This window comes from Pseudomonas sp. IT-93MI4 (assembly GCF_949767635.1).
Classification (GTDB): Bacteria; Pseudomonadota; Gammaproteobacteria; order Pseudomonadales; family Pseudomonadaceae; genus Aquipseudomonas; species Aquipseudomonas putida_A.
Genome location: NZ_CATKPP010000056.1, coordinates 241,163 through 255,537, shown reverse-complemented (window position 1 = coordinate 255,537; position 14,375 = coordinate 241,163). Strand labels below are relative to the sequence as shown.

Here is a 14,375-nt window from a genome sequence, read left to right as displayed (position 1 = left end):
GCGGTCGTCGCCGTAAAATCAGTTCCAGGGTGGCAAGAGGCCCAGAGCAGGGCCTCGCAGATCAGACCGGGTCGTTACGTCGCAGCAATTCTTCGGGCAGGTGTTCGATGTACTCGTCCTCGGCCGGTGGCATCTGCAGGTGATAGCCCTGCTTGTCGAGGTTTTCCAGGACCACGACGATGTCCTCGCTGGCCAGCTTGCGCTCAGGCGACAGCACCAGATCGAAGGCATGTTTCGGCTTGCCGAACGCCAGCATCAGGGGCTCCGGCACACGCTCCAGAGCATCGCTCTTGAGCACATAAAGGTACATTCCGCTTCGCTTGGAGCTTTGATAAATGGAGCAAATACGTTTCAAGGCTGTTCTCCGGCGGTGGCCAGGCTGTCGAGCAGCTTCTGGCCCATGAGTTCGCGGCGCCAGCCACGCAGCGACTCAGGCAATTGATAAGGACCCTCGGGGAAGCCACTTTTAACCAGCGCTTCGAGGGTTTTCTTGCGCAGCATCAGTTCCGGGGCGATGCCCAGGCGTTCGGCTTCGACCTGGCCGAGGGCGCGCAGTTGCTTGATCAGCGCAGCCGCTTCGACCGGCAATGGCTCCGGCACCGCCGGCGGCCATTGATCAGGCCCCACACTGCCAGAGCGCTTGATCAGATCAAGCAGAAATTGGCCGTCCTGACGCACGGTACGCGGGTGCATGTCTTCGATCTTGCCCAACGCGGCGAGGTTGTCCGGCTGCGTGCGGGCCAGCGGCCACAGCGAGTGCTCACGGACGATGCGGTTGCGCGGCAGATCACGGGCACGCGCTTCTTTTTCACGCCAGGCGCACAGTTCACGCAGCACCGCCAGTTGCGCGCGGGACAGTTTCCACGCAAGTTTGGCTTCGCGGTAGACCTCGTACGGGTCGGTCTCGCGGCGCAGGTTGGCGACCAGTTCGGCGCCGTCCTCCAGCACCCAGGCGAATTTGTCGTCGGACAGCTTCGGTCGCAGCTGTACGAAAACTTCCGCCAGATGCACTGCGTCTTCAGCGGCATAGCTGATTTGTGTGTCGGAAAGTGGACGCTGCAACCAGTCGGAGCGGGTTTCGCCCTTCGGCAACTCAATGCCCAGCACTTCCTGCACCAGCCGCGAATAGCCCATCGAGAACCCGAGGTTCAGGTAGGCCGCCGCCAGTTGCGTGTCGAACAACGGCGCCGGCAGGCTGCCGGTCAGACGCAGCAGCACTTCGAGGTCTTCGCTGCAGGCGTGCAGGACTTTGAGCACCGCCGGGTTTTCCAGCAACGCCGCCAGCGGTTGCCAGGCGTCGATGCTCAGCGGATCGATCAGGTAGGCGCGTTTGCCGTCGCCGACCTGCAGTAAACCGGCAATCGGGTAGAAGGTGTCGACCCGCATGAATTCGGTGTCGAGGGCAACGAACGGCAGTTGCTGCCACTCGGCGCAAAACTGCGCGAGGCTTTCGTTGTCGCGAATCCAGTGAATATCGATGGCCACACGGCTCTCCCTTGAAGAATGGCGCGCAGTATATATCGCCGCCGGCGTTTTACGCGCCTGCGCTGGGCCAGAGCTGTAACGAAATGTCCTGCCAGAAAGAAAGAATAGTCTTACAGCGTGGTCAGCAAGAGGAATCCGAACCTCCCCATGTAGGAGAGCCATATTCAATTTTTAAATAATGCTCGGGAAATCTGATTTGCCGACAAGTGCTGCGCGCCGCCTAATCGACAGCCTCCGCAATCCAGAGTCTGCCGATGGAACACGTCCGCGCCCCCGCTCGCCCCGCTGCTTGGCTGATGTTCGGGATCATTCTCGTCGCACTCAATATGCGCCCATCCATGGCCGCCGTCGGGCCTTTGCTGTCGGCGATTCGTGGCGATATCCCGCTGAGTTTCAGCGTGGCTTCGCTGCTGACCATGCTGCCAGTGATGGCGATGGGGCTGGCGATGTTTTTCGGTATCGGCATCAGCCGGCGCCTGGGCGAGCAACGCACGGTGATCCTGTCATTGTTGATCATCGGCCTGGCGACGCTGTCGCGGCTGGTGCTCGATTCGGCACCGCAGTTGATTGGCAGCGCGGTGCTGGCCGGGATGGGTATCGCCCTGATTCAGGCGCTGATGCCGGTGCTGATCAAGTCACGCTTCCCCGACCATGTGGCGCTGTGCATGGGCCTGTATGTCACATCGATCATGGGCGGCGCCGCGCTGGCCGCCTCATTTTCGCCGCTGGTGCTGGGGCAGACCGGCAGCTGGCGCATCGGCTTGGCGATCTGGGCGGCACTGTCCTTGCTCGCGTTGCTGGTCTGGTGGACACAGTCGATCCCGTCATCCCTCCAGATCACGCCTGTAGGAAAAGAGTCCTTCACGCGTAATTCCCGCGCCTGGCTGCTCGCCATCTTCTTCGGCCTCGGCACGGCGTCCTACACCTGCGTACTCGCCTGGCTGGCGCCGTACTACGTGGAACAGGGCTGGAGCGAACAGCAGGCCGGGCTGCTGCTGGGTTTTCTGACCGCCATGGAGGTGATTTCCGGGCTGGTGACGCCGGCCATCGCCAATCGCAGCCGTGATCGCCGTGCCGTCCTGGCAGCGTTGCTGCTGCTGATCATCGGCGGGTTCTGCGGATTGATCCTCAGCCCGCAACACCTCAGCCTGTTGTGGCCGTGCCTGTTGGGGCTGGGGATTGGCGGCCTCTTCCCCATGAGTCTGATCGTCTCCCTCGATCACCTCGACAGCCCGCAGCGCGCCGGCAGCCTGACCGCGTTCGTGCAAGGCATCGGCTACTTGATCGCCGGGCTTTCGCCGCTGCTGGCCGGAATCATCCGCGACCGGCTCGGCAGCTTTGAATGGGCCTGGTGGTCGCTGACCGCAGTGATGGTGGTGATGCTGCTGATAGTGCTGCGCTTTGACCCTCGGCTGTACGCCCGACACATCCGTTGAAGCCGAATGCCGCCGCTGGGCTAGAGGCCTCTTGCCATCTTTTTGCGGTTTATTTGTCGACGTCGTGTTGCTAAAAGTTTCTGTCCCACTGGCGACATTGAAACGTCCTACAGGGCTTTGTCCTGGCACCATCGTTCCGCTACGATCATGCGCACACGTTTGCGCGGATTCAGCGCAAGGAGCACAGCGGGACGGAACGGATGCTGAACAGTAACTTGCTTCGAAAGCTCGACATGCAGGACCTCATGGTGTTTATCGCCGTGTATGAGCAAAGCAGCGTCACGGATGTCTCGGAGACGCTGTGCGTCAGCCAGTCCACTGTCAGCTATTGCCTGAAAAAATTGCGCACCAGTTTCGAAGACGAGTTGTTCATCAACACCCGCACGGGCATGCGTCCCACCTACAAGGCCGGCACCATGTACGGCCATGTGCAGAAGATCCTCGAAAGCATCAACCTGTGCCACGCCGGCGCCCCGGCCTTCGATCCGACCCGGCAAGCGGTGACCTTCAATATCTGCGCCCCGGAATACTTCGAGCAATTGGTACTGCCACGGCTGTTGAAGCGTTTCGACTTCGACGATTTGCCGGTGGTGGTCAACATGCACAAGTTCGAGACCGATGTGCCCGCCGACGAACTGCGCGACGGCAGCCTCGACCTGGTGATCTGTTTCGGCCCCAACTTCCACCGCAGCCACACCGACCTTAAATCGCGGATGCTGCTGGAGGACGATCTGGTCTGTGTCTTCGACAAACGCGCCACGCCGCTGGAACCGCGCCTGAGCCTGCAGGCCTTCACCGAGCGGCGCCATGTGTTCCCGACACCGTGGACTTCCACCACCAACATGGTCGATGGCTGGCTGGCGCGTCAGGCGCAGAAACGGCAGATCGTCGCGCGTTCCAACAGCTACAGCGCGGCATTGAAGATGATCACCGGCACCGATTTCATCCTCACCCTGCCCCGGCGCATCCAGCGTCTGCTGACCAACGACGCGGTGTTCAATCACTGCGAGGCGCCGAACGGCCTGCCGGGGTTCACCCTCGACATGCAATGGAGCCAGAACGCCGATCAGGACAGCGCCAACGTCTGGCTGCGCGAGCAGGTGATCAAGGTGTGCAGTGAGCTGGAAGCGGCCTGAGTCCTACATGCCGATGGCGGTCTTGGTGTAGGAATCGCGGTCGATATCGAGCAACTCCACACACAACTGCACTTCGACCCCGGCCGGCCATTCGCACAGATCCTGCAACACCGCCAGCAGGCTGTCCGAGAGCTGCTTCTTGATCTGCGGCGAACGACCGCTGAGCAGCGCCAGCTTCACATGGATGAAAGCACGCTCACCCATGCCGGTACCGACCTTGAAGGTCTCGACCTTCACCGCCCGGCTTTTGATATCGAACTCCGCAGCGAACTGACCGGAACCCACCAGGGCGTTATTGAGCCGGATCAACGCCACATCAGCGTTCAACTGCGGCAGGTTGGCGGTGTATTCCATGTGCAGGTGTGGCATGGGGTGCTCCAGTCAGTCGGCAGAAAGGTCGTACATATACCACAGCGCTGCCCTACTCTCCTTTGGCTTTTTCCGAGGTTATCGAGGCCGACGCCTGACGCAATGCCAGGCTTTCCCACAGCGCCACCAGCACCACGATCGCCGTGGTCAGCGCCCCGAGCACCAGCGCCGAAAACCAGTGATTCAACGCCAATGGCAGCGCCAGCATGAGCAACACCAGCCCCGCCAGATGCGACAACGGCGGCAGCGGTCGGTCGGACATGACCCACTTGAACAGCGCATTGCCCAACAGAAACAGCCATGGCCCGCCCACGATCACCAGGATCCCGGCGTCACTGGCGTGATCCGGATGCACCAGCACCAGTTCGTCGGCCACCGCACTGACAATCACCCCGGCAACAATCAGCACGTGCAGGTAGGTGTAGGCGATGCGCGCCTGGCGCCCGGGATCGCTCGAATGCGCGATGCGGTGATGCGCGCGCTCGGCGCCGCTGTCGAAGTACACCCACCACATGCCGATGCTGCCCAGCACCGCTACCAGAAACGCCATGACTCCGGTGGCGCTCAGCGTCAGTTCAGCGAACGTCGCACCGGTGACCAGCAACGATTCGCCCAGGGCGATGATCACGAACAGCGCGCAGCGCTCGGCCATGTGATTGCCTTCGACGTTCCAGTCACTCAATGACGAACGCCCCAGCCCCGGCACCCAGAAATACAGCGACGGCGAGATCAGCTCGATCAGCAGCGCCAGCGCCCAACACAGCAGACGTTGCTGCCCGTCAAGAAAGGCCCCGGCGATCCAGAACACGCCGGAGCACATCAACCACGCCAGAATTCGCTGGAAGTTGCGGGTCATGCTCAGCGACTCGCCACGCACCGCCCAGATCGCAAACAACGTGCGCCCGACCTGCATGAACACGAACGCCGAGGCAAACATCAGCCCGCGCTCGGTGAAAGCCTTGGGGATCGAGGACGACAGCAACAGACCGGCGATCATCAGCCCGAACAGGCCGAGACGGATCGGCAATTTTTCCGGGTCGAGCCAGTTGGTGATCCACGAAGTGAAAATCCACACCCACCACACCGCGACCATCAACAGCGCCACCTGCACCGCGCCCAGGATCGACAAATGCGCGAGCAACGAATGCGAGAGCTGAGTCACGGCAAACACGAACACCAGATCGAAAAACAACTCGACCATGCCGACCTTGCCACTGTCGAGACTGCCGCGCCCACGCAGCAACGATCGGGAAATGCTCATCGGACAAGTCTCCAGCCGGGGTCTTTGCCATTGAGCAAAGCAGCCCGACCAGACGAACGCAAACCCTTGTAGGAGTGAGCCTGCTCGCGATGGAGTCGTGTCAGACAACATCAATGTCGACTGACACACCCTCATCGCGAGCAGGCTCACTCCTACAGGGGAGATTTGTGGTGGGATTCAGGGCGCGGTCAGTGGCCGTTCGCTCATGAACGCTTCAAGCCGCGAACGCAGCCAGCGCTCGGCCGGATCGCTATCGACGTGGCTGAGCCAGACCATCGACAGATCCAGCATCGGCGTCTTGAACGGAAACGGTTCCTTGAACAACAGCCCGGAGGCAGCCATGGCTTCGGCGGTGTAGTCCGGCAGGCTGGCGATCAGGTCGGTGCCGGCCAGCAATGCCGGCAGCGCACTGTATTGCGGCACCGACAACACCACATGCCGGGTGCGGCCGATTTCCGCCAGCCACTCATCGGCATAGCCGCTGATGTTGGCGGTGTGCGACACCAGTACGTGTGGGCGCGAACAGTATTCATCGAGGGTCAGCGGCGAATCCGAGGCGTCGGCGCGCAGAATGCTTGGCTGGATATGCCGCAGCAGTTTGCGCTTGGCATTTGCCGGCAGGCCCCGGGTCTGACTGATGCCGACGGTGATGTCGCCGGCGGCCAGCAGGTCGGGGATGCGCCAGTAGTCGACGTGTTGCACCACGAACACTACGCTGGGTGCTTCCTGACGCAGCGCCCGCAGCAACGGTGGCAGCAGGCCGAATTCGACGTCATCGGACAGGCCGATCCGGAACGTCATGTTGCTCACGGCCGGGTCGAAATCGTGAGTCAGGCTCAGCGCCACCGACAGTGAGTCGAGGGCCGGCGACAGGTACTTGAACAGCTCTTCGGCCCGGGCAGTCGGCTCCATGCGATGGCCGACGCGAATGAACAGCGGATCGTTGAACATCGCGCGCAAGCGATTGAGCGCCGAACTGATGGTCGGCTGGCCGAGAAACAGCTTCTCCGCCGCCCGGGTCACGTTGCGTTCGAGCATCAAGGTCTCGAACACCACCATCAGATTGATGTCGGCCTTGCGTAATTCATTTCGATTCATCCATTGCCCCTACTCCCCGGTCTGCGGGCAGTTTAGAAAGGCCCATGGACAGCGTCTATGGGCGAAAGGAACAACACCGGCTCAATTCACCGTCAACGCCTGTATCCCGATCGCCAGCTTGCGCATGTCCTTGCCCATGCCCAACTCCCCCGGACTGATAGCGTTGGCGTATTTGAAACGAATATTCAGCACACCTTGTTGCTCGACACGCTGCTGCACTTCGACCGGCAACTCGACATTCAGGCGATTCGCTTCAGGCTTGACCAGCCGGGTGGACAGCACGCGTACATCGTTGACGAAAATTTCCACTGCTTGCTCGGTGTGTGAAGGGGCCAGCAGCGCAGTGGTTTCCAGCAAGAACGAGTGCACCCGAGCAGTCGGTCGCAGGGCAATTTGCGACTCACTGCCCTCGGACCAGGTGCCCCACGGTTCATTGTTCGACCACCCTTTACCGAGGAAAAACTTCGCCAGACTGCTGGGATTGAACACGACTCTCTCGCCCGACTTGAGTGGCGGGATCAGCGTCAATGGGTCCGGGGCCGATATCGGCAGGCAGTCGGCGCAACGCTTCCAGCCCGGCGCCAACACGTTCAACCCGTCAATTCTGGCGAGCACATCGGTGTCGCGATTCACGGTCAGAGCTGCTTCCAGCACAGTACGGTTACTGAGCACGTACAGGGTATCGGCTGCATAGTTTCCAGAACTGACCATTCGATCCGACACCGCTTGAGCGGCTTCAGTGGCAACCGTACTGACGCGCCCAAGGTAGACCGCGTTGGTCGGCAAGTGATGGCGACCCGAGTAGTCGGCCAGGGTCATCCACTGTTCCGGATAATTCTCCGGTCGCAGCCAGCGCACTGCCTGATAACGCTTCGCCGCCTGCTCCCAGAACGGGTCGACCAATGGCGTCTTCCATGTGGGCGACGGCGTGGCCATGAATAAACCGCGCGACACCGCCCAACCGGCGCGCGTGTCTGCCACCTGAACCACCAGCGCCACACTCAGCAGCATCAACGCCACGCGCGAGGAGTGCCCGCGAATCACCACATAAAGGATCGCAAAAATGGCCATGTACATGAGCGGCCAGATCATTCGCCCCGAGCCACGAAAAATCGTGGCCACGGCAACCACCGCATCCGGCAGCGGAATCCTGAATTCGAATGGCCCTACGCCGATATTGTTGGAAACGGCGAATATCGCCAGCCCTGCCAGTGCGAGCAAAACCAACGGGTAACGGCGAGCCTTGGCTCCCAGGTCAGTCGTCCCTTGCAGCACCGGCACCAAGGCAAAGATCCCCAGGCAGATCACGCCCAGGCCCAGAAATGCGAACCCGTCGCCGTCGCCCAGTACACCCGGCATGTCCTGCAAGGTATAGGACCAGACACCCGCATCGAAAAAGGTCAGCACATTAGCCCGGAACAGGCCATACCCCATCAACGCCAGACCGCTGTCGCCTATGCTGAAATAACCCGCCTGCCAGCAGCAGACACTGACCAGCAGAAACAGACCGATCAACTCGATCAAGGCCTTACCCGGCGTCTGGCGCCGCTGAAGGGTTTTGGCGGCAAGGTCGGCAAGCCAGATCAACGCAACCATCGCCAGCAAATAAGCGTGCACCAGCGCAGCCGCCGCCAGCAGCGCGCCCCAGGCGAGGCGGCGTTTCGGCGTAAAGGGGCGCAATGCCAGATATAACCCTGCCAGCAACAGAAAATGCCCAGCCAGGGACAGATGTACGCTCATGCGGACGATCATCGCCGGAATGAACAAAAACATTCCTGCACCAAGCAAACGCAACGCCACGTCGCGACTGAACAGGCCAATCAGCTTCCAGGCAAACCAGCTCTGCAGAATGAAACACGTCAGTAGCCACAACCCGAAATACTGGAAGGGTTCAGGCAACAGGGCTGAGAACGGTTTGAAGATAAAGGCGAACAACGGATTGGAATCCGAGAAAATTATCCCGTTACCCAACTCCAGCCCATAGCTCGGGTTAAGCCCCAGTGGAAACGTCCAGGGCGAATGACGAAAAAAAACCCAACCCTGATAGTGCGTGGCGGGGTCGCCGTCGCCCAGCCATGCAATGTTCATCGGGTTCAAGGCACGTGGGCCGACCACAATGAAAAACGCCAGAATTCCCAAGAGCACGGGCAGCAGCGCAGTCGCCCGATGTGTTGCGGAGAGCTTCATCGATACGTCCAGAAGTTGTGCAAGACAAACGTGAATGCCGGAATCGTCAGCGCCACCGCGACAATGCCCAACAGATAATTCAACCCGGCCACCTGCGCGGCCCACGCGACAAACATCGCCAACAGAAAACCGCACGCCGATACCAATAAAAATCGCAGCAACGTTCTGCCGTGCAACCGAGCCGAGAAACTCCAAGTGGTATTGATCACGTAGGACACCACCGTTGCCACGGCAAACGCCACTCCGTTGGCCAGCGGCGGTTGCGGCGCAACGAAATTGATGAACAGCACAGCCACCAGCGCATGCAGCGCGGTGACGAACAGACCGGTCACGGCAAAGCGCAGACCGCGCTGGATCAGCGTTTTCCTTTCAACTGAAGTCACGGTTTTTGCGCCAGCACGAACACGCTCAGCCCGGCCAGACGGTTGTGGCTCATCAGCGGCAGTTCGAGGCTGCACAACGTCTTGAGCACGCCGTTGACCAAGGGATGATGGCGTTTGAGCTGAGACTGCGGCGCTGCGGCCTGCGGCCCTTTGGGCAGCAAACGCAACGCCGCCGCAATCGGAAACACCGCGCCGAAATAGTAGGCACCAAGCTGCACGCTCAAACCGGCATCACGGGCCAGGGTTTCAAACTGCGGCAGGGTGTAGCGGCGCTTGTGTTCGAGGAAGTCGTCGTGACCGCTCCACAGGAACTGGAACGCCGGCACGGTCATCAGGAAACGGCTGCCGGACGGCACCTTATCAACGTAAGCCTTGAGCAGACCAAGGTCATCGTCGACATGCTCCAGCACATCCATGAGCAGCACCAGATCGGCGTCGATGGCGTCGATATCGCGGCGGTAATGCACCGGTTTGCCGACGGTGGTCGCATCGGAATCGGCGGGGTAACTGATGTCGACGCACCACGCTTCGCGCGCATCGGTTTGAGTCAGCAGGTGATGGGAGAAGAAACCCGAGCCGGCGCCCACGTCGAGAATCCGCGTGATCGGTACATCACCGAGCAGACGACGAGTCGCCGCCGCTTTGGAGCAGTAATACCAATGCTCACCGATGCTGTCGCCGAGGATATCGGTTTCCTTGAGATCCATGTTTCAGTCCTTGGGGTCGTAGACGCGACGCACCAGAAAAACCGGCCGGCGTTTGGATTCGATATAAGTGCGGCCGAGGTACTCGCCGAGTACGCCGATGCCAATCAATTGCAGGCCACCGAGGAACGTCACGGCCACCATCAGCGAGGCATAACCGGGCATGTCGACGCCGTGGATCAGCGTGCGCAACACGATAAAAATGGCAAAGGCAAAGGACACCAGCGACACCGCGGCGCCGATGTAAGTCCAGATCCGCAACGGTTCGGTACTGAAACTGGTGATGCCTTCCAGGGCAAAATTCCACAGCCGCCAGCCGTTGAATTTGCTCTGCCCCGCCACGCGCTCGGGCCGCTCGTAATCAACGTGGGTAGTCCGAAAACCGACCCAGGCGAACAGGCCCTTCATGAAGCGCCGGGATTCGGGCAAAGTCAGCAAGGCATCGACTACACAACGGTCCATCAGGCGGAAATCGCCGACGTTTTCCGGCAGCGGTTGCTCGGCGATCTTGTTGTGCAGGCGGTAAAACCAATGCGCCGACGCCTGCTTGGCCCAGGTGTCGCTGCGGCGGCTGACGCGATGACCGAGCACCACTTCATAGCCCTCGCGCCATCGCTCGATCATTTGCAGAATGACTTCGGGTGGGTCCTGCAGATCGGCATCGATAGGCACCACAATCTGCCCGGTGGCGATTTGCAATCCCGCAGACAACGCCGCCTCTTTGCCGAAGTTACGGCTCAGATCGACGATGCGCAGCCGCGAGTCGTGCCGCTGACGATCCAGCAGCCGCTCAAGTGTGGCATCAGTGCTGCCGTCATTGATGAACACCAGCTCCAAAGCAATTGAGGCTTGGTGCTGGAAGACTTCATCGATGCGCAGAATGAACGCGTCGAGACTGTCCTCCTCGTTAAAAACCGGGACAACCAGCGATAACGTGACCCGTGTGGCCTGTGCCGTTCCATGCTCAGTCAATGGAGTGCTCTTTTTATAGTGTTTGTCGGTCGTCGAAGCATTTTCAACGCCATGAGCCGTCCCGTATTAAGCAGTAGCGTCGATAGCCTTGCAAGGTGCAAAGGGCGACATTCTGGCCAATCCAGACGCCGATGCGTGCGCTCTAGCCCGCACTCTTCAGAAACATCTGCCAACGATTGGAAACAAATACCCGATAGCGAAAAAAACTCGCTCCGCTAGGCTTGCGACGATGCGCCACACAGGTTGTCGCAAACACCATCGCAAGGAGCGAACTGAATGTATTTCGAGATCTACAGGCAATCCCGAGGCACCCCGAGCACCGGCAAAGGCCAATGGCGCTGGAGACTGCGGGCGGGGAACCACGAGACGATTGCCAGTGGCGAGTCGTATGTGAACAAGGCCGATTGTTTACACGTGATCGAGTTGATCAAGGGTGTGCAGGGGGAGACGCCGGTGAAGGAAATCTGATGGCGCCGCGTCCTACAGCCTCTTCCTTTTTCGTCTGAAGCACTGGCAAAGCACTTTTGCGCCCCTACGCTGTTCAGCGTACGGGGCCATCCAGCCCTGTTTCGCCAAATGATGTTCAAACTCAAAAGGAGCCGCACCATGGCTAGAGACAAAGCGAAAGACGACAAGCACTTCAACTGCACCCAAACACACGAAGCCGACTACGTCGCCAGCCTCTATCCGCACGCCAAGGACGAAGTGAAAACCTTCCTGGCCTCGGCTTGCAAGGACAACACCCTGCGCAACTCGACGCACAAGGAAGTGTATGACCTGATCAAACAGAAGCTCGGGCATCCGCAGCCGTGAGTGGCTGAGGCGGGTGTTTGGTAAAGCTCGCAGATACAAAAAAGCCCTGTAGCTTCTCAGCTACGGGGCTATTTGCTCTGTTCGGGAACGACGTACAACCTCCAGACCAGAATCAAGCTAGGCATGGGCCTCTCGGTCAAGAACATCCGCAACCCACTGATTAATGCTTTTTTGAGCCAATTGCGCTTTTACGGCAACAGTCGCATGAAGAGCTGGCGCCAAACGCAGACTGAGATTGCCCGAATAAGGCTTTTGAGGAGCACGGCCCAGTTTTGCGCAAGTCTCCAGATAGTCAGTAACAGCCTCTTCGAACGCTGACCGAAGCTCTTTTACAGATTCGCCATGAAAACCTACAACGTCCTTGATCCCAGCGATATGACCAACAAAAAGACCGTCTTCATCACTGTATTCAATTCGGGCTGCATACCCGTTGTAATTCATCACGTTCATGGAGTGACTCCTGCTTGTTCAAGAAAAGCCCGAGCATCACGAACCTGATAGGGCTTTGCTTCTTTATCCGGGTGAGGTCGGTGGAACGTAGCAACCACACCTCTTAATTCAAACCGAACTCGCGAACCATTGCCTTCCACGGTTCTGGCCCCGACCGCATTGAACAGAGACTCGATGCGCGCCCATTCCAACGTGGCGGGTGTGGGTCGTGAAAATATAGCTGCGAGCGTACCGAGTTGTTTGTTGTTCATAGTATTACACCATGATACCGCGCAGGAAAAATTGACAATCGCGATTCATATCGCTGATCCATGAAGCGCCCCCTTGAACAAGCGGACAACGCCACCCTCAAAGCTTGAAAACGGCGTCTTTTTATCCGAATCCGGTCAATATTGGGCACATAGGTCAGGATAAGGAGTGATTGGAAATAGAGCTGTAGGTAGACTCCGAGAGTTACGTACGAACCGGCATCAATCGAGTCACATCCGATTATCGAGTTTTCAACCTCGGGTTCCGGCGACAGGATTTGCTGATTACTCAAGCGAGCAGAAACAAAAAAGCCCCGTAGCTTCTCAGCTACGGGGCTTTTTCTATATATGGCGGAGAGATAGGGATTCGAACCCCTGCCACATCACACTCATGCCGCCTCAGGCCACGAAAGCATTGCCTTGGAGCCATCTGGGTTGGTCTAGAGAGGCCCGGATAGGCCCATGATATGTCCTAAATTTGCCCTAAAAAACGCTGAATAGCGCTCAGCTTTTTTTAGAGTGTGCAGCTCAGGTTAGATCCTAGTGCGAAACACCGCTAGCTAAAGAAAATCCAGGAGGCTACCCTAAGCACTGTCTATTCATACAGTTAAGGACCACCATGATGAGTGCTGAAATTATCGATTTCTATAGAGTTAAATCCGACTCCGAGGCGGCCGAGGACGCCGACCTGTTAGCTTTTTTTCAAAGGCTACCGCTCACCTTTTCTGCAGATCACAGTTCTGTAGCGAGAAAAATGCTGGGCTGGAGCATTGAGGCATTAGCCTTTCGTTCCTCCGTTTCCGTGAAAGCCATCAAAGATCTTGAGAGCGGCACAAGGAAGTTGAATCAGGTAACGATGCAAGCCTTGGCTTACGCCTTCGAGAACGAAGGGCTAATTTTTATGCCAGGTCACCCACCGTCTAAAGGCGAGAACTGCCGAGGCGCGACATCCAATCCCAAGCATCGCGACGATTTCCACTTAATCGAATAACGAACCAATGAAAAGCAGCAGCCAAGGGCGGTGAGTAACAGCCCCGTCGCCAGCCCAGTCGCCCTGTCATTAGCCAAACGGCAGCTAACGGCCAGAAGCGGACATTGGCAAGCCGCCTTTGGCCAAGAGCAGCCCGTCAGGGTCATGGCAAGCACAGCTGAACAATTGAGGCGTCGGGGCTCACTGTCCGACTATACAGGGAAAATTTTTCCCGCCGTTCGGGTACCGACACCTGCAGATGCGGCCGACAGCCATGCGGCAGCCCTTTAGAACACCATACTTTTCGATGGCTTGTTTCGCATAGTTTGAACAGGAAGGCTCAAAGCGGCAGGCATTTCGCAATCGAGAGGAAGCAACTCGCTGATAGCAACGAATTGCTGAGACGGCGCAAAGCTTGATCACCGGGGCTTGCGCATAGAAATCACGTAATATTGGTTCAGAACGTTTTTCTTCCCCATTAACGCGTCGAAACATCCCGGTTTGACTGAAACGCCAATCGTGTCTATCCGATAAAACTCCCCCCCATCTTCAGCATGAGTGTTGACCACATTTTATAGATAAACTGCGGCCTCGTTCACTCGGTGCTCCTTCGCACGAACTTCAATGGTTGGCGGCACTTGAACCATTTTGTAGATTTACATCCGTGATCACCTTGTGAATGCTTGTATTCCCATGACGACATCGTCACGCTCACCAAAAGCAAGCAGCGGGAATTACTTGATTGGGTCAGCCTGGGTATCAACCTGATCGGTGTTTTACCAGCCCCTCCGACCATGGCTGCTGCTCGTATGAGTTTGCGCCCTACCTTGTTTTTAGTACATCAGGACTGCGTAACAGCGCCA

The 14,375-nt window shown here is 58.6% G+C and carries 17 protein-coding genes; 5 read left to right on the top strand and 12 right to left on the bottom strand.

What is annotated here, in order from left to right; genetic code table 11:
- Positions 1 to 61: 61 nt before the first annotated feature.
- Positions 62 to 355 (bottom strand): YcgL domain-containing protein, encoded by a 294-nt coding sequence (locus tag ACM6I7_RS24005; RefSeq protein ID WP_097086697.1) that lies wholly within the window; start codon positions 353 to 355, stop codon positions 62 to 64.
- Entirely contained in the window at positions 352 to 1,485 is a 1,134-nt protein-coding gene (gene rnd, locus ACM6I7_RS24000) for a ribonuclease D (protein WP_097086696.1), read from the bottom strand. The genes ACM6I7_RS24005 and rnd overlap by 4 nt, the downstream gene beginning before the upstream one ends.
- A 254-nt stretch (positions 1,486 to 1,739) precedes the next feature.
- Here rnd and ACM6I7_RS23995 point away from each other — a divergent pair, with 254 nt between their 5' ends.
- Together ACM6I7_RS23995 and ACM6I7_RS23990 are read left to right on the top strand one after the other, a co-directional pair.
- Positions 1,740 to 2,921 carry a cyanate transporter gene (locus ACM6I7_RS23995; RefSeq protein ID WP_414889391.1) on the top strand — a complete coding sequence of 394 codons (1,182 nt, stop codon included), beginning with the start codon at positions 1,740 to 1,742 and terminating at the stop codon, positions 2,919 to 2,921.
- 200 nt (positions 2,922 to 3,121) lie between these two features.
- Positions 3,122 to 4,057 carry a LysR family transcriptional regulator gene (locus ACM6I7_RS23990; RefSeq protein WP_027614513.1) on the top strand — a complete coding sequence of 312 codons (936 nt, stop codon included), beginning with the start codon at positions 3,122 to 3,124 and terminating at the stop codon, positions 4,055 to 4,057.
- Between the two features lie 3 nt (positions 4,058 to 4,060).
- Here the strand turns inward: ACM6I7_RS23990 and ACM6I7_RS23985 are convergent, their stop codons facing one another.
- The 7 genes from ACM6I7_RS23985 to ACM6I7_RS23955 form a co-directional block, all read right to left on the bottom strand.
- Positions 4,061 to 4,426, bottom strand: coding sequence for a 5-carboxymethyl-2-hydroxymuconate Delta-isomerase (locus ACM6I7_RS23985; protein WP_027614512.1), 366 nt, complete (start codon positions 4,424 to 4,426; stop codon positions 4,061 to 4,063).
- 52 nt (positions 4,427 to 4,478) lie between these two features.
- A complete protein-coding gene (locus ACM6I7_RS23980; RefSeq protein WP_414889390.1) occupies positions 4,479 to 5,687 on the bottom strand; it encodes a low temperature requirement protein A in 1,209 nt (402 codons plus the stop codon).
- Positions 5,688 to 5,864: 177 nt separating this feature from the next.
- Positions 5,865 to 6,785, bottom strand: coding sequence for a LysR substrate-binding domain-containing protein (locus tag ACM6I7_RS23975; protein WP_027614510.1), 921 nt, complete (start codon positions 6,783 to 6,785; stop codon positions 5,865 to 5,867).
- Positions 6,786 to 6,866: 81 nt separating this feature from the next.
- The gene (locus ACM6I7_RS23970) at positions 6,867 to 8,972 is read right to left on the bottom strand and encodes a DUF6311 domain-containing protein (RefSeq protein ID WP_414889389.1); all 2,106 of its coding nucleotides are present in this window, start codon (positions 8,970 to 8,972) and stop codon (positions 6,867 to 6,869) included.
- Entirely contained in the window at positions 8,969 to 9,355 is a 387-nt protein-coding gene (locus ACM6I7_RS23965; protein WP_096796603.1) for a GtrA family protein, read from the bottom strand. The genes ACM6I7_RS23970 and ACM6I7_RS23965 overlap by 4 nt, the downstream gene beginning before the upstream one ends.
- Positions 9,352 to 10,062, bottom strand: coding sequence for a class I SAM-dependent methyltransferase (locus ACM6I7_RS23960; RefSeq protein WP_414889388.1), 711 nt, complete (start codon positions 10,060 to 10,062; stop codon positions 9,352 to 9,354). Before ACM6I7_RS23960 ends, ACM6I7_RS23965 begins: the two co-directional genes overlap by 4 nt.
- Positions 10,063 to 10,065: 3 nt before the next feature.
- Entirely contained in the window at positions 10,066 to 11,031 is a 966-nt protein-coding gene (locus ACM6I7_RS23955; RefSeq protein ID WP_414889387.1) for a glycosyltransferase family 2 protein, read from the bottom strand.
- Positions 11,032 to 11,307: 276 nt separating this feature from the next.
- Here ACM6I7_RS23955 and ACM6I7_RS23950 point away from each other — a divergent pair, with 276 nt between their 5' ends.
- Together ACM6I7_RS23950 and ACM6I7_RS23945 are read left to right on the top strand one after the other, a co-directional pair.
- Positions 11,308 to 11,499, top strand: a complete 192-nt coding sequence (locus ACM6I7_RS23950; protein WP_007963291.1) for a YegP family protein — start codon at positions 11,308 to 11,310, stop codon at positions 11,497 to 11,499.
- A 138-nt stretch (positions 11,500 to 11,637) separates the two neighbouring features.
- The gene (locus ACM6I7_RS23945; protein WP_027614505.1) at positions 11,638 to 11,844 is read left to right on the top strand and encodes a hypothetical protein; all 207 of its coding nucleotides are present in this window, start codon (positions 11,638 to 11,640) and stop codon (positions 11,842 to 11,844) included.
- A 117-nt stretch (positions 11,845 to 11,961) separates the two neighbouring features.
- On the opposite strand, the gene ACM6I7_RS23940 is transcribed toward ACM6I7_RS23945, so the two are convergent.
- Positions 11,962 to 12,294: a type II toxin-antitoxin system HicB family antitoxin gene (locus ACM6I7_RS23940; protein ID WP_047598089.1), complete on the bottom strand. Its 333-nt coding sequence runs from the start codon at positions 12,292 to 12,294 to the stop codon at positions 11,962 to 11,964.
- Entirely contained in the window at positions 12,291 to 12,545 is a 255-nt protein-coding gene (locus ACM6I7_RS23935) for a type II toxin-antitoxin system HicA family toxin (protein WP_081730304.1), read from the bottom strand. Before ACM6I7_RS23935 ends, ACM6I7_RS23940 begins: the two co-directional genes overlap by 4 nt.
- Positions 12,546 to 13,164: 619 nt before the next feature.
- On the opposite strand from ACM6I7_RS23935, the gene ACM6I7_RS23930 reads away from it, so the two are divergent.
- Positions 13,165 to 13,533, top strand: a complete 369-nt coding sequence (locus ACM6I7_RS23930; protein WP_049827965.1) for a helix-turn-helix domain-containing protein — start codon at positions 13,165 to 13,167, stop codon at positions 13,531 to 13,533.
- 180 nt (positions 13,534 to 13,713) lie between these two features.
- On the opposite strand, the gene yidD is transcribed toward ACM6I7_RS23930, so the two are convergent.
- A complete protein-coding gene (yidD, locus tag ACM6I7_RS23925; protein ID WP_219738115.1) occupies positions 13,714 to 14,007 on the bottom strand; it encodes a membrane protein insertion efficiency factor YidD in 294 nt (97 codons plus the stop codon).
- Positions 14,008 to 14,375 lie beyond the last annotated feature (368 nt).